Origin of the sequence: Bacillus sp. FSL K6-1338, from assembly GCF_038006965.1 — a bacterium.
Taxonomy (GTDB): domain Bacteria; phylum Bacillota; class Bacilli; order Bacillales; family Bacillaceae_G; genus Bacillus_A; species Bacillus_A thuringiensis_S.
Genome location: NZ_JBBOWI010000001.1, coordinates 1593959 through 1613561 on the forward strand (window position 1 = coordinate 1593959; position 19603 = coordinate 1613561).

The window sequence follows — 19603 nt, forward strand, 5'->3', positions numbered from 1 at the left end:
AAATAGGAGTTTGAACTAGTAGATGAAAAACGTAAAGTTTTTTCTAATGAGTTGGCTATGCATACATGTGTGCTTGTTCTTCCCCTTGCAAAGTCAGGCTGAAGAACAAATTGAGTCAGATCAAAAAATAAATGAAGTGAATGTACAAGAAGAAAAGTCAGAGCAAGTGGAAACGAAACAAGATGAAGAGAAACAAAAAGAAGTAGAACAAAAAGAAGTAAAACAACAAGAAGTAGAACAACAAGAAGTAGTAAATAAACAATTGGGTGAAAGAAAGATAGAAACGGAACAAGGAATTGTTACAGTAAATAAGCCGGAGCTTAAAGTTGGCGAAGAAGTGCGAATTGCTGTAGAACCAAATGGGAAAAACATTCAAAGCATGAAAGGTATATTGCAGTTACAAAAAAATGGCGAGCAATATGCGCAAGAAAGAATGCTATCTTTTGAGTATGATGAAGAAACGAAGAGGTGGGTTGCTAACTATAAAGCAGGGGATTTTGATTTGCAAGGTGATTGGAATCTTCAGCTCGTTCAAAGTTACAAAGAGAATGAGAAAGAAGACCTCATAAAAAATGAATTGAAAGTCCCGCTCATTCGTATTAAAAATGAAACGCCAACTATAGATAAAGAATTGCCAAAGTTACAGAAAGTTACTATTGATGAAGTAAAAGAGAACTTAGTTGAACGAAAACAGGGAGATTCTATACATATACGAGTAAAAGCGTCAGATATAGAATCGGTTGTAAAAGAAGTGCGCGTTACATTAAAAGGGAAAGAAAATAAAGAGCTTTCCTTTTTATTAGACTACAACAAGCATGATATGGATTGGCAAAAAGTATTTGAAATAACAGAAGCATTGCCGGCTGGGCCATATGAATTACTTGTAGAGATAATAGATGCAGCAGGTAATAAACTTGTTGAGGAAAGTGAATATACCATTTCTGTTTTGGCGCCAAAAAACGAAGATGATAAAAAGATAGAAGAGAAAGAAGAAAAATTAGATAATAAACTAGAAAATGAATTAGAAGATAAGAAAGAAAATGAGAAGCAAGAAGATTCGAAAGTCAAAAACCCGCTTCCAGAAGAAAATTTGCCAGTTGTTCAAATTCCGAAGCAGGATGAGATAGTAAATAAGTTTATAAAAGAACCGTTGAAAGAGCAAGAGGAATTTACTTACGTTATAAAAGAGCCGTTCGAAGACAACAAGGAAGTACATAAGGCGAAGGACCGAAAAGAGAAAAATAACAAACAAGTTGCCTCTAAAAAGAAAGAACAAAAAGAAGAACCGAAAGACAAGAAAGAAGAAAAAGGTGAACAGGGAGTGCAAGCTTCTGATGTGTTTACCATCATGTCAGGTTTATTCGTACTGTTTTTAGTTTTAAAGAGTAATAAAGAATGGGGCTAATTATTTCATAGTAGTGGAGGCGTTTAAATGGAGATTAAACGTACGACAATTGAAGATAAGGCGTTACAACCATTAAAACAGCCTGTAGCTATTTCGGAGCATGAAATCCAGAAAGAACGAAAGCGTAGCAATTTAGTGTTTACTGGACAGTCTAAAATTATTTCGAAAAATAATGAAATAGGTATTTTACTTGCAAGTTTAAGTGATGGAAAGATTATGAAGGAAATGCTTTCTAAAGAGATGGATACAGTGTTACAACTTTTTAAAAAGCTACATACGTTATCTGGAGAAGGTAAGCAAACAGAAAAAATATTTGAACAAGTAATTAGAAGCCTACAAGGGCTTGTTAAGCAGGCGCATATAAAAGACCTTCCTTTGTTAGATGGAACATATGATTTCGCTGAAGTACAACTATCATTTGGTAGAAAAGTACATATTCCGTTACTAGATGTGAGCGCACTTATTTCTAGAGTGGAAAGTGATTCTTCAGAAGGAAATATAAATTTGATGGTAACGGTTATTACTGCTTATATAACGAAATTGTCTAACGAAACAATTTTAATTAGCGTTACAGACCGCATTGCTAAAGATCGGGATGTAAGTGTATGGAGAGCGCTTGCGGAAATGAACATGACACAATTGTCACAGGCGTTAAAACAAACGATGCAAGAACATAAATGGTCTATGACGTTTCTTTTTCTCTTTATATGGATTGTCGGTATTATTTTAATTCGAGTTATGTAAAAAGGTCGTCACTCTATTGTGACGACCTTTTTTATATTTTTTCGTAGAAGAATGTATCGAACCGCTGAAGATTGTAACGTTCGGGTGTTAAAATTTGTTCCGTACTACCAACAAATAGTACGCCGCCTTTTCGTAAAGAACGACTAAATTTTTCATAAAGTTTTACTCTTGCTTCTTCGGTAAAATAAATCATTACGTTGCGACAAATAATCAAATCATAATTTGTATCGAATGACTGCATTAAAAGGTCATGTTGTTTAAACGAGACGTTTTGTTTAATGTTTTGATGCAATGAATATAGATCATTCTCTTTTGTGAAATGACGTTCTTTCAAATCATTAGGTAATTCCTTTAACGAACGTTCTGTATATTGACCGCGTTTTGCAGTTTCTAAAATATGAAAATCAAGATCTGTTGCTTGAATTTCAAAACGAAATGGAGCTAGATGCTTTGATAAAATTAAAGAAAGTGTATACGGTTCTTCACCAGCAGCGCAAGCGGCACTCCATACCTTTAATTTTCCGCTATTTTGTTCGAGTAATTTAGGTAGTGCTTTCGACTCTAAAGTTTGCCATCGTTCTTTATTTCTAAAAAACTCTGAAACGTTAATTGTAATATAGTCAATAAAATTTAAAAATAAATTTTGATCAGCACGTAATTTGTTTAAAAAATTAGTGTAGTTTTCAAAGCCTTTTCTCGAAATGAAAGCATCGATTCTACGGCGCATTCTATCTTGCTTATACGAAGCGATATCCATATTGAATTGTTGTTTAAAACTCGCGATAAAATGATCATAATCTTGTTCAATTATCATATTTACAATGGGCACAATAATGATATTGTGCCGCCCCCTTTACATCATACGAATTTTTTGTTCAAAGCTTTTTTTCATTTGCTTTTCATGTAATCCTGGTAAATCATAAATGACAGCATCAATACCTGCTTCTTTTGCAACATCGACAGGGATGACAGATGTATGTTTGTCCCCATTATAAAAACAGAGAACTAAATCAGTGTCTTCAATAATTTGTTTAACAAAAAACATATAATCTGATCGGTAAATGGAGTCAGAAGGATGATCGAAAGCAACATATTCGGCTCCGTGTTTTTTTAAGTAATCAACGACTTCTTGAAATTCATCTGTTATTGCTTGCAATGGTTGCAGCGTGTAAAGGCATAAATTTTGAGCGAGTCTTTCATTCTCAACGAAAAAACGAAGAACCTCATTTTCAATAGATTTATAACATAATATGTAAATTTTATGTTTGTGAGCATAGTCAGTTAAAAATTTTTTAATTTCTTCTTGATCTAATGCTGTTAATTGATTTGAACCACAAAGGAAAATATTCATAGAATTGTGCCACCTCATGCTAAATTGTAACATATCTTTTATAAAAAATAACTGCAAAATATTACTGTTCAGAGTATAATTATAAATAACTGGATTTTACGATTAAGTTTAGGAAGAAATAAAAAAATAAATAGGTGATATATATGCTACGTTCTATCTCGCATAATCCAATTTTATCGCATATACCGCCTGCTACTCAAATGCCGAAAGAAGCAAATGTCAGGACAGGACTTGCATTTTCGGATAATTTGCATGCAGATCCGAAAAAAGATAAATTGCTAGAACAAATGGAAGCGTTTGTCGATAATATTGGAGAAATTAAAGAGAAAATTGAAATGGAATTAACGCTTGATAATGTAATGGAATACAAAAATACAGTAAAATCATTTTTGAATTTTTACGTTGATAATGTATTGCAGTATAAAGATGTCATGTCTCGTCACCCACGTTACGGATATTCACAGAAAATGACGATTGTGAAACAGGCAGAAATGGGATTGAATGAATTAGAAGATGTTATGAATTTAATTAATACGAAAACAGGACATTTAGAAATGTTAAATCAAATTGGAGAAATCCATGGTTTAATTGTGAATTTAGTCTTGTAAAAGGAAGGAAGCTATATGTACATACAATTATATGAAAAACTCGTTATTATTCAAAAAGCGTATGAAAATATTCAAGCGCTTGGAGAGCAAATATATGAGAATTTAAAAAATAAAAATGTAAATGCAGTTCAAAAGTTACAAGTAGAGCAATTGCAGTACATTGATGGTTTAAAAGGGTTATCAAGCTCATTTGAAGAAATGGTTGTTCATTTCTGTAAAGAACAAGGAGTTGAATCGTTTCGTGTAAGTGCGTTATTTTCGTATTTTTCTCAAGAAGAAATTGAAAAAATGGAAGAATTACAAAAAAATGTAATTGGATTAGAAGAGAATGTAAAAATGATTCTTTTGAAAAATCAATATTACTTAAACGTACTATTAAAAACTACAGAAAGTATTGTGGATTCTGTTTCTGAATATAACTTAGAGCGAAACAATAATTCGCAAATCTTTATGAACGAACTATTGTAAAGGAGAAGTGAAGCTTTATGAGATTATCTGATTATAATACACCGCTATCAGGCATGTTAGCGGCTCAAATGGGGTTACAAACAACGAAACAAAACTTGTCTAACATTCATACACCGGGTTATGTGCGTCAAATGGTGAATTACGGATCTGTTGGAGCAAGCAATGGTCATACGCCAGAACAGAGAATTGGTTACGGTGTACAAACGCTAGGTGTTGACCGTATTACTGATGAGGTAAAGACGAAGCAGTTTAATGATCAATTATCTCAGCTCTCTTACTATAACTACATGAATTCGACTTTATCACGTGTAGAGTCTATGGTTGGAACGACAGGAAAGAATTCATTATCTAGTTTAATGGACGGTTTCTTTAATGCCTTTCGTGAAGTGGCAAAAAATCCAGAACAACCAAACTACTACGATACATTAATTTCTGAAACTGGGAAGTTCACAAGTCAAGTGAATCGTCTTGCGAAAAACTTAGATACAGTGGAAGCACAAACGGCAGAAGATATTGAAGCGCATGTTAATGAATTTAATCGTCTTGCTGCTAGTTTAGCAGAAGCGAATCATAAAATTGGACAAGCAGGTACACAAGTGCCGAATCAACTTTTAGATGAACGAGATCGCATCGTTACAGAGATGTCTAAGTATGCAAACATCGAAGTATCTTATGAATCTATGAATCCTAATATCGCGAGTGTTAGAATGAATGGTATTTTAACAGTAAATGGACAAGATACATATCCACTTCAATTAAATAAAGAAAAAGACCCAATGTCAGTTGAGATTTACGGTTCAGAAATCTCCGTAACTAGCGGGGCGATAAAGTCAGCGATTGATACGAAAGCGAAGATAGTTGATTATAAAAAAAATCTTGAAGACTTAATGAGTTCAGTGAAAAATCAAGTGAATACAGTGATGGGAAAAGATTTCTTCGTTGGAGATCATGCGAAAGATATGAAGTTAAATCCAGAATTCCAAAAAGATATTTCGAAAATGAAAATATCTGCTGAAACAGCAAATAAACTAGCAGCAATTACAGATGGAGATTATAAAGAAGGTCTTTCTTATAAACAAGCATTAGACCAATTTATAGTTCGTGTTGCATCTGATAAAAGTGCAGTAAATGGTTATCAAAAAATTCATGGGGACTTATTAGAAGGCATTCAGCAAGAAAAGATGAGCGTCGAAGGGGTAAATATGGAAGAGGAAATGGTAAATTTAATGGCCTTCCAAAAATACTTCGTCGCAAACTCTAAAGCTATTACTACGATGAATGAAGTGTTTGATAGTCTATTTTCGATTATTCGATAAGTGATAGTAATTGATTGGAAATATATAAGGAGGAGATAGAAATGAGAGTATCTACATTTCAAAATGCAAACTGGGCAAAGAATCAGTTAATGGATTTGAATGTGCAACAACAATACCATAGAAACCAAGTAACTTCAGGGAAGAAAAATCTTCTTATGAGTGAAGATCCACTAGCAGCAAGTAAATCATTTGCGATTCAACATTCGTTGGCGAATATTGAACAAATGCAAAAAGATTTAGCGGATTCTAAAAATGTATTAACACAAACTGAAAATACTTTACAAGGTGTTTTTAAATCTTTAACAAGAGCAGATCAATTAATGTTGCGGGCAATAAGTGAGCAAAATGGTGAAAAAGAATTGAAAGCCATCGGTGCAGAGATTGATCAAATTTTAAAACAAGTTGTATATTTAGCGAATACGAAAGAGCAAGGTCGTTATATTTTCGGTGGGGATAGCGCAGAGAAGCCACCATTTACAGAAGATGGTACGTATCAAGGTGGACAAAATGATGTGAACTGGCAACTAAATGACGGTTATGAATTAAAGGCATTCCGTAACGGAGAAGCATTATTATCCCCGGTTATAAAAACGTTAAAACAGATAAGCGAAGCAATGCAAAAAGGTGACCAAAAAGCGTTACAACCGTTACTAGGAGAAAATAAGAAAAACTTAGATGGCATCATTAACCGTACAACTGAAGTTGGTTCAACAATGAACACAATGGAGACGTTTAAAACAATTTTAAGCGAGCAAAACTTAGCGCTTCAAGAAAACCGTAAAGAAATTGAGGATGTTGATTTAGCGGTCGCAATTTCTGACTTGGCATATATAAATGCAACGTATGAAGCGACGCTTAAAGCGGTTAGTACGATGAGTAAAACGAGTATTTTAGATTATATGTAAACAATAAGGAGTGATAAATATGGCAGGAACGATGACAGGCATTGGTGGTAGACAACAGATTTGGAATCTTGGAAATAATATGATCGATACTTCTCACTTCGTTGAATTAGAAATGAATGCGTTAGATATGAAAAAGACACCGTATACGAAAGAAAAGAACGACCTTACAAATGATAAATTGTTATATACAAGTTTGAAATCAGAATTTAGCTCGTTCACACAAACTTTTAAAAACTTAGCGGCTTTTAAAGGGAATGAGAAAAAAGTAACAACATCACAAGACGGTTATATTAATGTAAAAGCTGATGGTGGTGCAATTGCAGGAACTTTTAATATGACAATTACACAGCTCGCGCAACGTCATCAAATAGCTTCTAATGAAATTAAAGATATAAATGCAAAGCTTCCTAAAGATGAAACATTAAAACTAGGCGGTAAAGAATTAAAAGTAACAACAGATATGACATATAAAGATTTAATTAATAAGATTAATGATGGAGATTATGGCGTATCAGCTTATACACTTGGAAATAAAATTTTCATGACCTCGAAAAAAGAGGGAACAGATGGACAGATTAAGTTTGAGGCGAACACATCTACGCTATTTCAAGATATTGGTTTAGCTAACGCGGATGGCAAAGCGCTCAATACAATCAATGAAGCACAAAATGCTAAATATAGTATTAATGGTATTACAGATGAAAGTTCTACTAATACAATTGAAGCTCTTCCTGGTGTAAAAATTGAGTTGTTAAAGGTAACTGAGCCGAAAGTAGAAGGAGCGCCAGATGCTGGTACAACAACAGATCCCAAAACAAAAGGTATAGACCTAAAATTTACAGTAAATGACTCAAACGTAACAGATGCATCGAATGTTATTAAAAAAATGGTAGCTGATTATAATAAAGCTGTTTCTACAGTAGATATCTTTGCTGGAAAAGGTGGAGCTTTCCAAGGTCAAGCTATTATGCAAAGTGTACGTCAAGCGATGAACAATGTCGTAACATTTTCTCAAGATGGTAATTATTTATTCACATTTGGTATTCAATTAAAGCAAGATGGAACGATGGAAATTGATGACGAAAAGTTAACGAAAGCATTAAAAGAGAAGCCAGATGCAGCGAAGCAATTTTTCTTTAGTTCTAACGGTTTAGGAAAAATGATGGAAGAACCGCTTGATAAACTATTCGGTGATAAAGGCGTAGTGGGCGAGAGAGTTAAAAACATTGATTCACGTGTAAGTGATTTAGATAAAAAGATTAAAGATATTGAGACGCAAAACTTGCAAAAGCAAGATGAAATTGTGAAGAAGTATCAAAAGCTAGAAAGTACATTGGCGGCGCTTGATAGCCAACTAAAAACAATTAAAGCAATGACAAAACAAAAAAGTGATGATTAATGAAAGTTGAGGAAGTGATCATATGCAAGCATGGCAACGTTATATGCAAAATGATATTATGACGAGTAATCCGATTAAAAATACAATTTTTATTTATGAAAGGTGTATTGTAGAGTTTCGTAATTTAGAAGAACTTTTACATACTTTTAACTTACAAGAAGGGGACGCACTTCTTGAAAAGTTAGAACGTATTTTTGAAGAATTAAAACTTCAATTGAATCCTGAAATTACGAAAGATTTATATGATAGCTTATATGGTTTATACGATTGGATTAGCATTCAAATTCAAACGATGAAAGTAACGCGTGAAGCGAAAGATATTGATGCAATTGTGAAAGTGTTACAAGATTTAATAGACGGTTACCGCGGAGCACTTGAAAATGAACAATGATATTTATCGGACGTTTGTCAGCTGTTTTAATGAAATCGGTGAATTGCAAGTGTCAGACAGAGAGTTTGCTGAGAAGAGTGAGATGTTAAATCGCTGGATGATGACATTGGATGAAGAAACGCGTACGCAAGTTGCAGCAGAAGTAAGCCCGTTCATTATTAAGGCAGCACAGCATATTCGGGATAAGCAAAAGATTTTGGAAGAAATGATTATGACAAATGATGGACGAATGAAGGCTAATTCATTTTACGGTAAATATTAATAATAACGTTTGGAAACAGATTCCCCTTTTAAAAGGGGGTCTATTCCTTCGTTTACATAAAGAACTCCGCTGATTGAGGTTTCATTTTATGACTGTGATGAAAAATAATAGTAATCTAAATAATAGAAAAATGGACTTTAGTTTATAGTTCATATATTGAAATGTTGTATAGATTACTGTGTGTATACAGTTTTTTGCATTCTTTTTTATATTTTTGTATTTTTCTAAAGACAACAATGGAAAAATGGAATAAAATATGTAGGGGTACATAAAAGTAAATATTTTAATAAATGCATATAAGAAAATAAATAATGAAGTGAAACTTCTATCAGTGGATTATTAATTTAGAAAAGAAAGGGTGTGGAATATGCCAGATTTAGTGAGTGATGTAAGCCATTATATGAATTATTTAGTGACGAAACGAAATACTGTTTCTAGTAATATTGCAAATGCAAATACACCTGGCTATAAAGCACAAGATGTAACATTTGCTGAGCAGATGAATAAAAGTAGTGCATTATATAAAAACAATGCGGCTGATTTAAAGAGTAATCCAGATTTATATCAAACGAATGAAATGCACTTGCCGACAGTAAATACGAAAAATACATATGCAAAGATTCAAACAAAATCAATGCAAACGAATAAAGACGGAAATAGTGTGGATGTAACGACAGAAATGCTAGATTTAATGAAAACAAATCAGTTATACGGTATTTCAATTAACGCAATTAATACACAATATGCAATTAACCAAGCGGCACGCGGACGTTAAAGGTAGAAGGAGAGACAACGGATGTTTCAGGCAATAAATGCAAGTGGCTCAGGGCTAACGACAGCGAGAAAGTGGATGGAAGTTACTTCTAACAATATTGTAAATGCAAATACGACGGCGGCTCCGGGGACAGATTTATATGAGCGTCGTAGTGTGGTGCTAGAATCAAACAATAGTTTTGCAAGTATGTTAGATGGGGCTCCTACTAACGGAGTAAAGATAAAAAGTATTGAAGCAGACAAAACGGAAAATTTAGTGTATGATCCGACGCATCCGCACGCAAATGAAGAAGGATATGTACGTTATCCAAATATTGATGTAACTGCTGAAATGACGAATGTTATGGTTGCTCAAAAAATGTATGAAGCAAATACGAGTGTATTAAATGCGAATAAAAAAATGCTTGATAAAGATTTAGAAATCGGCCGAGGATAAGGGGGAAGATAGTAATATGAAAATCCAACCAATGTTACATACACAACCATTTGGAGCAATTCAGTCAATTGGTGCACCGAAAACTTCTCAAACATCTGTAGTTGAGGGGAAAAAGTTTATTGATTTATTGGAAGATATGAATCAAACGCAAAACAATGCGCAAACAGCAGTATATGATTTACTAACTAAAGGGGTAGGAGAAACACATGACGTTTTAATTCAGCAAAAGAAAGCTGAGTCTCAAATGAAAACAGCTGCTCTCGTACGTGATAATCTTATTGAAAATTATAAGTCACTAATTAATATGCAAATTTAGGAAAGTGGACGGGTGTGTTTAAATGGAAAAGATGAAAAATGTTATCCGATCGTTAAAAACGTGGCATAAGTTAGTAATTGGTGCTGCGCTTTTAGCGATTGTAACAGGAGCACTTTTATACTTCACCTTGCCAGATAAATATGTTGTTGTATATCAAAATTTAAATGATACAGATAAACAAGAGATTACAGCAGAATTATCGAAGTTAGGTGTCGATTATCAATTAGCGGCCGATGGTTCGATTCGTGTGCAAAAGAATGATGCTCCATGGGTTCGAAAAGAAATGAATGGGATGGGCTTACCGTTTAATTCTAAAAGCGGTGAGGAAATTTTATTAGAAAGCTCGCTCGGTTCAAGTGAGCAAGATAAAAAAATGAAGCAAATTGTCGGTACGAAGAAGCAATTGGAGCAAGATATTGTAAGAAACTTTGCGACAGTTGAAACGGCAAATGTTCAAATTACATTGCCTGAAAAAGAGACAATTTTTGATGAAGAAAAAGCAAAAGGAACAGCGGCGATTACAATTGGGGTGAAGCGTGGCCAATTGTTAACAGCTGATCAAGTTGCAGGTATACAGCAAATGATAAGTGCAGCAGTTCCTGGTGTAAAGGCAGAAGAAGTAAGCGTTATTGATAGTAAAAAAGGTGTTATCTCAAAAGGGACAGATGAAGCACATTCTAGTAGTTCTTCTTCTTATGAGAAAGAAGTAGAGATGCAGCACCAACTTGAAGGTAAATTAAAACAAGATATTGATGCAACGTTAATGACGATGTTTAAACCGAATGAATATAAAGTGAATACGAAAGTATCTGTAAACTACGATGAAGTTACACGTCAGTCAGAGAAATATGGTGATAAAGGTGTACTTCGTAGTAAACAAGAGCAAGAGGAAAGCTCTACTGCGCAAGAAGGGGCAGATCCGAAGCAAGGTGCTGGTATTACAGCGAACGGTGAAGTGCCAAACTACGGTACGAACAATAATCAAAATGGTAAAGTTGTCTATGATAATAAAAATGGTAACAAAATCGAAAACTATGAAATAGATAAAACAGTTGAAACAATTAAGAAACACCCAGAATTAACGAAAACAAATGTTGTTGTATGGGTAGATAATGATACGCTAGTAAAACGTAGAATGGATATGACAACTTTTAAAGAAGCAATCGGAACAGCGGCAGGACTGCAAGCTGATCCGAACGGTAACTTTATAAATGGTCAAGTTAACGTTGTAACTGTTCAGTTCGATCAGCCGAAAGTCGAAAAAGAGAAAGAGCCAGAAAAAAGTGGCATGAACTGGTGGTTATTCGGTGGAATTACAGCTGGCTTATTAGCGATCGGTGGTCTAGTATGGTTCTTATTAGCAAGACGTAAGAGAAAGAAAGAAGAAGAAGAGGAATATGAAGAATACTTAGCAGAAGATGAAATTGCGGCAAGTAATGAAAGTATCTTGGGAATTCCTGAAGAAAAAATAGTGCCAGAGCCAAAACCTGAACCAGAAGAACCGAAAGAACCAACGTTAGATGAACAAGTGCAGGATGCTACGAAAGAACATGTAGAAGGTACTGCAAAAGTAATTAAAAAATGGCTAAACGGACAGTAAGGGAGGAACAACGATGTTAGATGAAATCTCCTCCAAAGAAAAAGCTGCCATCCTTATTCGTACATTAGAAGAAGGGGTGGCAGCAAAAGTCATTGAATATATGACAGCTGAGGAAAAAGAAGTATTACTTCGTGAAATCGCGAAGTTTCGTGTATATAAACCAGAAACGTTAGAAAATGTACTGGGAGAGTTCTTATATGAACTAAATGTAAAAGAATTGAACTTAGTCACTCCAGATAAAGAATACATTCGTCGCATATTTAAAAACATGCCAGAAGACGAACTGGAAAAATTATTGGAAGACCTTTGGTATAACAAAGATAATCCATTTGAATTCTTAAATTCACTTACAGATTTAGAGCCACTTCTTACAGTGCTTAATGATGAATCACCACAAACAATTGCAATTATCGCTTCTTATATTAAACCGCAGCTTGCTTCTCAATTAATTGAGAGATTGCCAGATCATAAACGAGTAGAGACGGTAATGGGTATTGCGAAGTTAGAACAAGTTGATGGTGAATTAATTAATCAAATTGGTGAGTTGTTAAAATCGAAATTAAATAATATGGCATTCAGTGCAATTAATAAAACTGATGGCTTGAAAACAATCGTAAACATTTTAAATAATGTTTCACGTGGTGTTGAAAAAACAGTCTTTCAAAAGCTGGATGAAGTCGATTATGAGTTATCTGAGAAAATTAAAGAAAATATGTTTGTCTTTGAAGACTTACTTGGTCTTGAAGATCTTGCGCTTCGCCGTGTATTAGAAGAAATTACAGATAACGGTGTTCTTGCGAAAGCACTTAAAATTGCAAAAGAAGAAATTAAAGAGAAACTATTTACATGTATGTCTTCAAACCGTAAAGAGATGATTCTAGAAGAATTAGATGGCTTAGGACCGCTTAAGATGACGGATGCTGAAAAAGCACAGCAAACGATCACTGGTACAGTGAAAAAGCTAGAGAAAGAAGGAAGAATTATCGTTCAAAGAGGTGAAGAGGATGTCCTTATTTAAAAACAGAATTCCGAAGAATTCTGTTTCTTTTTCTGAAGAAACGTATGAATTACAATTTCCAAAACCAGCTTCAGTTCAAATAGAAGAGGAAGAATTACAAGCTGATCATGCAGAGCTTCGCGCCCAGCAAGAGTCATTACATATGGAAATGAATCAGCTAAGGCAAGAGAAGCAAATACTAGAACGAGAGCGGCAGCAGTTATTACAAGATAAAGAACAATTTCAAATGCATATTCATGAACAAATGGAACAGATGGAAGCAGCGCGTGTGCAGTTTCAAAAAGAACAACAAGAAACAGCATATGAATGGACAGAGTTATTATGGGATCAATCTTTTCATCTAGCAGAAAAAATCGTGAATCAAGCGGTAGATTCACGATTGCTTGATGTGTTACCTATTTTAACTGGCATCGTGCAAACATTGCCAACTTCGTTTGAAAAATTAATCATTACAGTACATCCAGAAACGTTTGAACGTATTCAAGAAGAGAAGGAAAATACGAAAGAATATTGGTTGCTACAATTAGTAGAATGGAAATATGATTTCTCCCTGCAGTTTGGTGAATTTGTTCTGGAAGAAGAGAAAGAGTTCTTTGAATTTAAATTTGCACCTATATTTGCGAAACTTCGTCAGAAATGGGAAGAAGAGAAGTTATTTGAGGAGCAAAATGTATGAGCCGTCTGTTAATGAATGAGAACGAAAAATGGAATAAGTTCATTGAAACACCGCTGTATACGAAAGTAGGCAAAGTTCATAGTGTACAAGAACAGTTTTTCGTAGCAAAAGGGCCGAAAGCGAAGATTGGAGATGTTTGCTTCGTTGGAGAACATAAGGTCTTATGTGAAGTGATTGCCATTGAAAAAGAAAATAATATGCTACTTCCATTTGAACAGACAGAAAAAGTATGTTATGGAGATTCAGTGACATTAATTTCAGAAGATGTTGTTGTACCACGTGGTAATCACTTACTCGGAAAAGTGTTAAGTGCAAATGGTGAAGTGTTAAATGAGGACGCTGAAAACGTGCCATTACAGAAAATAAAATTAGATGCGCCGCCTATACATGCATTTGAACGTGAAGAGATTACTGATGTATTTGAAACAGGAATAAAATCAATTGATTCTATGCTAACAATTGGTATCGGTCAAAAGATTGGTATTTTTGCTGGGTCAGGTGTTGGTAAATCAACTTTACTTGGAATGATAGCAAAAAATGCAAAAGCGGATATAAACGTTATTAGTTTAGTAGGAGAACGTGGCCGGGAAGTAAAAGACTTTATTCGAAAAGAGTTAGGCGAGGAAGGGATGCGAAAAAGCGTCGTTGTTGTAGCGACGTCAGATGAAAGTCACCTTATGCAACTTCGTGCCGCGAAACTCGCAACGTCTATTGCTGAATACTTCCGTGATCAAGGCAATAACGTACTACTTATGATGGACTCTGTTACTCGTTTCGCCGATGCCCGTAGAAGTGTTGATATTGCTGTTAAAGAGTTACCGATTGGTGGTAAAACACTGTTAATGGAAAGTTATATGAAGAAGCTGTTAGAGCGGTCCGGAAAAACGCAAAAGGGATCTATAACAGGTATTTATACGGTGCTTGTTGATGGGGACGATTTAAATGGTCCTGTACCAGATTTAGCACGTGGTATTTTAGATGGACATATTGTATTAAAGCGTGAGCTTGCAACGCTTAGTCATTATCCTGCAATTTCAGTATTAGATTCAGTAAGTAGGATTATGGAAGAAATTGTTTCGCCACATCATTGGCAACTTGCAAATGAAATGAGGAAAATTTTATCAATTTATAAAGAAAATGAATTGTATTTTAAGTTAGGAACGATTCAAGAAAACGAAGAAAATGCTTATATTTTTGAATGTAAAAATAAAGTAGAAGGTATAAATACATTTTTAAAGCAAGGTCGATCGGATAGTTTCCAATTTGATGATATCGTTCAAGCGATACACCATATAGTATAAGGCCTCTGCCTAAGAGGTCTTATTTTTTTGTTTTTTAATATTTCACAGATTTTTTTGGAAAAAAACTATATAATAGAAAAAGAGAACGTTATAATAGGAAGGGGCTATGAAAACAGGTGGATAAACAGCAGTACGACACAATAAAATTGCAAATAAATCAAGAAAAAGAAAATATTTTAAAAGAAGTGTATGAATTAACAGCTGAAAAAAGAAAAATAGAACAAAAAAAAGAATCTGATTTATATGTTGTGAAATCGCGTAGTAAAGTCGTACAAACTGGGCAACGTATTATGGCGGGCATGCTTTCTTCACATACGTTTTCACCTGAAAGAATAGAAGAATGGAATCGAAAAATTAAAAAAACGGAAGGTTTTATTCAAAAAAATGAAAGCCTTTTAGAGCAAGTAAAAGAAAAAGAACGTGTCATTGATGAGATGTATCAAGAAGATTGCAAAAAGCTTGCGAAAGCACAAGAAAAGCTGGAAGAAAAAATGCTTCTGGATTTGAAAATGTGTATGAATGGATGAGGTGAATGTAGTGATACAGTCTGTATTACCGGTGCAACAAAGTTTACCTCCGCAAAAAGAAAAAGGGCTAGAAGTACAATCAAAAAATGAAGATTCTTCATTCGATCGTACGATGAGAATGGAAAATAAAAAACAGCCGCAAACGGAGAAAACGAAACGAGAAGAAGCACCAACAGAAGAGAAAAAAGATTATATTCTTTCTAAAAAATCGGTAACGAAAGAAGAGCCTATTGTAAAGAAAGAAGAAAAAAAAGAGACAGAACAGTTGTTATTAGCTGTATCTGAGCAAATGGTTGCAATTGAGCAATTACATGTGCAGCCGGAATTGTTATATCAATACATACAAAAAATACAAGAGCTATATAAAGAATATGGCAATATTAAACTTAATGAATTACCTGCAGCTGAATTACAACAATTACAAGAACTTCTTTCAAATATGAATATCAAAAATGCTATATGTTTAGAAGATACAATGCAAATGGTATTAGACAAAATGAAGATGCCAGAGCAAACGATGCAAGCATTGAAAGTTGTAGAAACAGAAACTTGTAATATTGCAAAGAAACAAGAAGAGTCTAAAGAGGTAGATCTTCCGAAACTTGAGAGCGATGATGCAAAGGTAGAGTTGCCAGAGGTTGATGCATTAAATGATTCGAGCTCTGCAGGTGCAGAGTTATTAAATAAAACGACGAGTACCGAACAAGTAGGGAAATCAAATAGTGGTGCTGAGAAAGTTTCATTACCTGACTTAGGAAAGAAAATGGAAGCACAAGTAGAAGCGCTGCAAAAATTTGTAGTGAAACAAGAACGTGTTTTATTTCAGTTAAATCCAGAAAAACTTGGTACATTAACAGTGTTTATGAAAAAACACGGAGATCAAATTGATGTTCACGTAGAAATGGAAAAACACGATGCGAAAAAACGTGTTGAAATCATTTTTGATGAATTGAAATTAAAGTTAAAAGAAAAAGAAATCAATATTCAAATTAGCTATTCAGATAAAGATGAAAATCGTAAAGAACAGCGAGAACAAGAGCAAAGGCAAAAACAGAAATTAGCAAATACAAATCATGAAAAACAACAATCAACAGAATTTGCGGGATTATTGGAGGAATAAAGCGTGCCAACAGTTGGATTAAATACAACGAGTACAAATCATATTCCGTTACAAGCAGGAGCGCAAAAAAGTAATGTACCTGTTAATGGTGTACAATCGCCAGTGCAACAAAGTAATGGAGTTTCGGCAGGAGCGCAAAAGACTCCTGGGGTAATGGGGAAAGATGATTTCCTAAAATTGTTTTTATCAAGTTTCCAACATCAAGATCCATTTAATGCGATGGATATGAATCAAATGATGAATCAGACAGCGCAGTTATCTCTTATGGAACAAGTACAGAATATGACGAAAGCAGTAGATAAGCTGCAATCAACGATGTATTCAACAGCACTTGATGGTGGAATGAAGTTTTTAGGTAAATACGTAAGAGGTGTTGACGGTGACGGAAACAAAGTAACCGGTCAAGTAGAAACGGTTCGCCTTGCGGAAAATAACGATGTACAGCTCGTTATTAATAATAAGGTTGTATCTCTTCGTTTCGTTGAGAGAGTGTCTGATAAACCGATTGGGGAAACGAACCCAGAAGACGCAAAGAAAGACGATCAAAAAGTAACTGAAGAAGTAAAAACTACAAATTCATAAGGAGTGTCCATACGTTATGATTAAAGCGTTATATACAAGTATTACAGGAATGAATGCAACACAAAATGCATTAAGTGTAACTTCAAATAATATTGCCAATGCACAAACAGTAGGTTATAAAAAACAAAAAGCAATGTTTGATGATTTACTATATAACAATTCGATTGGTGCAAAAGGTGACGGTAAATACGCAGGAACGAATCCGAAAAGTATTGGTAACGGTGTGAAAATGAGTGGTACGGTTACGGATTATAGTGATGGTACAATTACGTTAACAGGTGGCAAAACACAAGCAGCAATGGAAGGTAATGGTTTCTTCGTTGTAGGTGATTCAAAGGGCGGAAATATGGAATTTACTCGTAAAGGTACGTTTGGGATATCTTCAGATTACTATATTACGAATACTGAAGGTCAATACGTATTTGCATACCCTGCAAATGAGGCAACTGGTGAAGTTGATTTATCTGGAATTCCAGGACCGTTGCAAATTCCAATGGGAACAGCAATTGGTGGTATTCGAACATCGAAAGGGACAATTAAAGGGAATATTCCAACTGGTGAAAAACAAATCACACAAGATTTACCTGTATATGATAATGCGGGGAATACATGGACAATGCGTGTAGAGTTTAAACAAACGAGCGAACATAATTATACATATAAAGTACAAATGCGTAATGACTCGAAAAAAGAAACAGAGTTTAAAGATGTTCCAGGTGCAGGTGGTAATATGACATTTGATGCTGTTGGAAATCCAAATCCGAAAGAGCAAGGGGCCAATATTCCATTTGATGGCGGCTCTATAAAATTAGACTTAAGTCATTTAACAAACCATCCAACAGATAAAACATTATCAGTAACAGACGTAGATGGTAGAGCAGCAGCGACGGTTAAAGATTGCTTCATTGCTGACGGTGGATATGTGATGGTAAAATATTCTGATGGAAGTATGAAATCAGCTGGTCAATTAGCTGTTGCGATGTTCCCGAACGAAGGCGGACTAATGAAAACAGGTAATGGTAACTATACAGCGACGAATACAACAGGTATTTTAGCACTTGGTGCATCTGGTCAAAATGGTGCAGGTAAAGTACGCGGTGGTGCACAAGAAGGTGCAAACGTAGATTTATCTGTAGAGTTCGTTGACTTAATGTTATACCAACGCGGATTCCAAGGAAATGCGAAAGTAATTAAAGTTTCAGATGAAGTATTAAATGAAGTTGTAAACTTAATTCGATAATATATCGCATGGGAAAAATGTAATGGAGTAGAAAGGGTTTTTTATTCGTATGACAAGACAAGAGCGAATTTTACAATTGCCTTTTTTCGAAAATAAACGTGAACTTGCCGAGCAAGTATTAAAAATAGAACGAGAAGAGCATGTATATTTACCAGATCAATTTGAAATTAAGCAAGTGCCTCCGTATTCATTTGGCGAAAAACAAGCAATCATTGGCCGTATCCATGAGTTTTATTTCATAAGTGTTGGTAGCGATAGCGTTTGGAAGTATCAACTGTTTAAGGATGAGATGAAGTGTCGTGAGTTTTTTGTTATGTTGCCAAATATTACGGATCAGCAGATAGCGTTTTGGTTTAATAACATAGAGTTATTGAAAGGTTCTTAAAAGCACTTTTTAGGTTTTGAGAGAGGACCTGGCGATGTTTTGGAGCGGTTAGTGCCTAATAGAGTCCCGACCGATGTGTAAGACCAGAGATATGTAGCGTTACTAGAGTAGTGTGGTAGTGTAAGAAGTGGTAGTATAAAATAGTTTTAAGTTAATTTAAGGTAGTTGTAGTATACAATTAGACTGAATTTCTATAAAAGGAGAGGTGAGGAGGATGGCGCAAAATAAGTATCGCGTTACATTCATTTCGCCGAGTGAGGTTGAGCAGCGGACTGTAATGGCGGCGAATAGTTTGCCAGATTTAATCCGTAAAGTAGAGAGTATTATTGCCGATCCAAACGGTTATTTTGTAAATGATAAAAAAAATAATTGCTATTTTAAAGTGATTAAAGAAAATGTTACGTTTATTCAATATGAGTTACTATTTTCGGATAAGGAAATTCATATTGAAAAATTAAAACATATAGCACCGGTGGTATTAAAACGATTATTCGAAAAAATAAATGACCCGGAATTATATGCACTTGCGCTACTTGATGTTGATATAGCAACGAAAGAATATGTGCTAGCAGAAATGAATTCTGAGCTGAGAATAAGAGTAGAGACCGAGCTTTCGAAAAAATGGGAAGCAATGCCGACGGAAGTTGTAGGAGCACAAGAAGTGTTATTAGAGGCACTTGCTTCGTTTATACAAGATTAATTGTTTTTTTGTAAAATGAATCGATCGACTATCTATATTTTTTATATAGGTAGTTGACTTTTTCGCTTTTATAAAGCTT

24 protein-coding genes are annotated in these 19603 nt (G+C 34.6%); 22 read left to right on the top strand and 2 right to left on the bottom strand.

Going from position 1 to position 19603, the window contains the following annotated elements:
* The first annotated feature begins 22 nt into the window (after window positions 1-22).
* Both NZ044_RS08430 and NZ044_RS08435 read left to right on the top strand, forming a co-directional pair.
* Entirely contained in the window at window positions 23-1405 is a 1383-nt protein-coding gene (locus NZ044_RS08430; RefSeq protein ID WP_098506784.1) for a transglycosylase, read from the top strand.
* Window positions 1406-1432: 27 nt separating this feature from the next.
* Window positions 1433-2149: a hypothetical protein gene (locus NZ044_RS08435; RefSeq protein WP_098506783.1), complete on the top strand. Its 717-nt coding sequence runs from the start codon at window positions 1433-1435 to the stop codon at window positions 2147-2149.
* Between the two features lie 31 nt (window positions 2150-2180).
* On the opposite strand, the gene cheR is transcribed toward NZ044_RS08435, so the two are convergent.
* Together cheR and NZ044_RS08445 are read right to left on the bottom strand one after the other, a co-directional pair.
* Window positions 2181-2963: a protein-glutamate O-methyltransferase CheR gene (cheR, locus tag NZ044_RS08440; RefSeq protein WP_000582876.1), complete on the bottom strand. Its 783-nt coding sequence runs from the start codon at window positions 2961-2963 to the stop codon at window positions 2181-2183.
* A gap of 39 nt (window positions 2964-3002) precedes the next feature.
* Entirely contained in the window at window positions 3003-3500 is a 498-nt protein-coding gene (locus tag NZ044_RS08445; RefSeq protein WP_001020110.1) for a flagellar motor switch protein FliG, read from the bottom strand.
* Between the two features lie 143 nt (window positions 3501-3643).
* On the opposite strand from NZ044_RS08445, the gene NZ044_RS08450 reads away from it, so the two are divergent.
* The 20 genes from NZ044_RS08450 (at window position 3644) to NZ044_RS08545 (ending at window position 19524) form a co-directional block, all read left to right on the top strand.
* Complete coding sequence (locus tag NZ044_RS08450; protein WP_000946323.1) at window positions 3644-4108, top strand: YaaR family protein; 465 nt, start codon at window positions 3644-3646, stop codon at window positions 4106-4108.
* Between the two features lie 15 nt (window positions 4109-4123).
* Entirely contained in the window at window positions 4124-4576 is a 453-nt protein-coding gene (locus NZ044_RS08455; RefSeq protein ID WP_098506782.1) for a hypothetical protein, read from the top strand.
* A 17-nt stretch (window positions 4577-4593) separates the two neighbouring features.
* The gene (flgK, locus tag NZ044_RS08460) at window positions 4594-5892 is read left to right on the top strand and encodes a flagellar hook-associated protein FlgK (RefSeq protein WP_098506781.1); all 1299 of its coding nucleotides are present in this window, start codon (window positions 4594-4596) and stop codon (window positions 5890-5892) included.
* A gap of 41 nt (window positions 5893-5933) precedes the next feature.
* A complete protein-coding gene (locus NZ044_RS08465) occupies window positions 5934-6797 on the top strand; it encodes a flagellar hook-associated protein 3 (RefSeq protein ID WP_098506780.1) in 864 nt (287 codons plus the stop codon).
* Window positions 6798-6816: 19 nt separating this feature from the next.
* Window positions 6817-8196 carry a flagellar hook-associated protein 2 gene (locus NZ044_RS08470; protein ID WP_016077911.1) on the top strand — a complete coding sequence of 460 codons (1380 nt, stop codon included), beginning with the start codon at window positions 6817-6819 and terminating at the stop codon, window positions 8194-8196.
* 22 nt (window positions 8197-8218) lie between these two features.
* Window positions 8219-8587, top strand: coding sequence for a flagellar export chaperone FliS (locus tag NZ044_RS08475; protein WP_016077910.1), 369 nt, complete (start codon window positions 8219-8221; stop codon window positions 8585-8587).
* The gene (locus NZ044_RS08480; protein WP_001058090.1) at window positions 8577-8849 is read left to right on the top strand and encodes a hypothetical protein; all 273 of its coding nucleotides are present in this window, start codon (window positions 8577-8579) and stop codon (window positions 8847-8849) included. The genes NZ044_RS08475 and NZ044_RS08480 overlap by 11 nt, the downstream gene beginning before the upstream one ends.
* 367 nt (window positions 8850-9216) lie before the next feature.
* The gene (gene flgB / locus NZ044_RS08485; protein ID WP_016077909.1) at window positions 9217-9624 is read left to right on the top strand and encodes a flagellar basal body rod protein FlgB; all 408 of its coding nucleotides are present in this window, start codon (window positions 9217-9219) and stop codon (window positions 9622-9624) included.
* Between the two features lie 21 nt (window positions 9625-9645).
* Window positions 9646-10059: a flagellar basal body rod protein FlgC gene (gene flgC / locus NZ044_RS08490; protein WP_000484685.1), complete on the top strand. Its 414-nt coding sequence runs from the start codon at window positions 9646-9648 to the stop codon at window positions 10057-10059.
* Window positions 10060-10075: 16 nt separating this feature from the next.
* A complete protein-coding gene (fliE, locus tag NZ044_RS08495; protein ID WP_000701672.1) occupies window positions 10076-10375 on the top strand; it encodes a flagellar hook-basal body complex protein FliE in 300 nt (99 codons plus the stop codon).
* Between the two features lie 22 nt (window positions 10376-10397).
* Window positions 10398-11975: a flagellar basal-body MS-ring/collar protein FliF gene (gene fliF, locus NZ044_RS08500; RefSeq protein WP_340949669.1), complete on the top strand. Its 1578-nt coding sequence runs from the start codon at window positions 10398-10400 to the stop codon at window positions 11973-11975.
* Between the two features lie 13 nt (window positions 11976-11988).
* Entirely contained in the window at window positions 11989-12993 is a 1005-nt protein-coding gene (gene fliG, locus NZ044_RS08505) for a flagellar motor switch protein FliG (protein WP_000883364.1), read from the top strand.
* Entirely contained in the window at window positions 12980-13669 is a 690-nt protein-coding gene (locus NZ044_RS08510; RefSeq protein WP_000051687.1) for a FliH/SctL family protein, read from the top strand. Before fliG ends, NZ044_RS08510 begins: the two co-directional genes overlap by 14 nt.
* Window positions 13666-14970: a flagellar protein export ATPase FliI gene (gene fliI / locus NZ044_RS08515; protein ID WP_079245321.1), complete on the top strand. Its 1305-nt coding sequence runs from the start codon at window positions 13666-13668 to the stop codon at window positions 14968-14970. Before NZ044_RS08510 ends, fliI begins: the two co-directional genes overlap by 4 nt.
* Before the next feature lie 116 nt (window positions 14971-15086).
* The gene (locus tag NZ044_RS08520; protein WP_098506779.1) at window positions 15087-15497 is read left to right on the top strand and encodes a cytoplasmic protein; all 411 of its coding nucleotides are present in this window, start codon (window positions 15087-15089) and stop codon (window positions 15495-15497) included.
* A 10-nt stretch (window positions 15498-15507) separates the two neighbouring features.
* Entirely contained in the window at window positions 15508-16617 is a 1110-nt protein-coding gene (locus tag NZ044_RS08525; protein ID WP_044306869.1) for a flagellar hook-length control protein FliK, read from the top strand.
* Between the two features lie 3 nt (window positions 16618-16620).
* Complete coding sequence (locus tag NZ044_RS08530) at window positions 16621-17199, top strand: flagellar hook assembly protein FlgD (protein ID WP_001143462.1); 579 nt, start codon at window positions 16621-16623, stop codon at window positions 17197-17199.
* A 16-nt stretch (window positions 17200-17215) separates the two neighbouring features.
* Window positions 17216-18439, top strand: a complete 1224-nt coding sequence (locus NZ044_RS08535) for a flagellar hook protein FlgE (RefSeq protein ID WP_000588320.1) — start codon at window positions 17216-17218, stop codon at window positions 18437-18439.
* A 49-nt stretch (window positions 18440-18488) separates the two neighbouring features.
* Window positions 18489-18824, top strand: coding sequence for a DUF3964 family protein (locus NZ044_RS08540; protein WP_000198166.1), 336 nt, complete (start codon window positions 18489-18491; stop codon window positions 18822-18824).
* Between the two features lie 214 nt (window positions 18825-19038).
* On the top strand, window positions 19039-19524 hold the full coding sequence (locus NZ044_RS08545; protein ID WP_000068302.1) for a hypothetical protein: 486 nt from the start codon (window positions 19039-19041) through the stop codon (window positions 19522-19524).
* Window positions 19525-19603 lie beyond the last annotated feature (79 nt).

What these genes read in the sequence shown, in the direction of transcription:
- NZ044_RS08465 (WP_098506780.1), top strand. Translation starts at nt 5,934, where the DNA reads ATGAGAGTATCTACATTTCAAAATGCAAACTGGGCAAAGAATCAGTTA.
- NZ044_RS08535 (WP_000588320.1), top strand. Translation starts at nt 17,216, where the DNA reads ATGATTAAAGCGTTATATACAAGTATTACAGGAATGAATGCAACACAA.
- NZ044_RS08540 (WP_000198166.1), top strand. Translation starts at nt 18,489, where the DNA reads ATGACAAGACAAGAGCGAATTTTACAATTGCCTTTTTTCGAAAATAAA.
- fliI (WP_079245321.1), top strand. Translation starts at nt 13,666, where the DNA reads ATGAGCCGTCTGTTAATGAATGAGAACGAAAAATGGAATAAGTTCATT.
- flgK (WP_098506781.1), top strand. Translation starts at nt 4,594, where the DNA reads ATGAGATTATCTGATTATAATACACCGCTATCAGGCATGTTAGCGGCT.
- NZ044_RS08510 (WP_000051687.1), top strand. Translation starts at nt 12,980, where the DNA reads ATGTCCTTATTTAAAAACAGAATTCCGAAGAATTCTGTTTCTTTTTCT.
- fliG (WP_000883364.1), top strand. Translation starts at nt 11,989, where the DNA reads ATGTTAGATGAAATCTCCTCCAAAGAAAAAGCTGCCATCCTTATTCGT.
- NZ044_RS08450 (WP_000946323.1), top strand. Translation starts at nt 3,644, where the DNA reads ATGCTACGTTCTATCTCGCATAATCCAATTTTATCGCATATACCGCCT.
- fliF (WP_340949669.1), top strand. Translation starts at nt 10,398, where the DNA reads ATGGAAAAGATGAAAAATGTTATCCGATCGTTAAAAACGTGGCATAAG.
- NZ044_RS08435 (WP_098506783.1), top strand. Translation starts at nt 1,433, where the DNA reads ATGGAGATTAAACGTACGACAATTGAAGATAAGGCGTTACAACCATTA.
- flgB (WP_016077909.1), top strand. Translation starts at nt 9,217, where the DNA reads ATGCCAGATTTAGTGAGTGATGTAAGCCATTATATGAATTATTTAGTG.
- NZ044_RS08475 (WP_016077910.1), top strand. Translation starts at nt 8,219, where the DNA reads ATGCAAGCATGGCAACGTTATATGCAAAATGATATTATGACGAGTAAT.
- NZ044_RS08430 (WP_098506784.1), top strand. Translation starts at nt 23, where the DNA reads ATGAAAAACGTAAAGTTTTTTCTAATGAGTTGGCTATGCATACATGTG.
- NZ044_RS08480 (WP_001058090.1), top strand. Translation starts at nt 8,577, where the DNA reads ATGAACAATGATATTTATCGGACGTTTGTCAGCTGTTTTAATGAAATC.
- fliE (WP_000701672.1), top strand. Translation starts at nt 10,076, where the DNA reads ATGAAAATCCAACCAATGTTACATACACAACCATTTGGAGCAATTCAG.
- cheR (WP_000582876.1), bottom strand. Translation starts at nt 2,963, where the DNA reads ATGATAATTGAACAAGATTATGATCATTTTATCGCGAGTTTTAAACAA.
- NZ044_RS08545 (WP_000068302.1), top strand. Translation starts at nt 19,039, where the DNA reads ATGGCGCAAAATAAGTATCGCGTTACATTCATTTCGCCGAGTGAGGTT.
- NZ044_RS08455 (WP_098506782.1), top strand. Translation starts at nt 4,124, where the DNA reads ATGTACATACAATTATATGAAAAACTCGTTATTATTCAAAAAGCGTAT.
- flgC (WP_000484685.1), top strand. Translation starts at nt 9,646, where the DNA reads ATGTTTCAGGCAATAAATGCAAGTGGCTCAGGGCTAACGACAGCGAGA.
- NZ044_RS08470 (WP_016077911.1), top strand. Translation starts at nt 6,817, where the DNA reads ATGGCAGGAACGATGACAGGCATTGGTGGTAGACAACAGATTTGGAAT.
- NZ044_RS08445 (WP_001020110.1), bottom strand. Translation starts at nt 3,500, where the DNA reads ATGAATATTTTCCTTTGTGGTTCAAATCAATTAACAGCATTAGATCAA.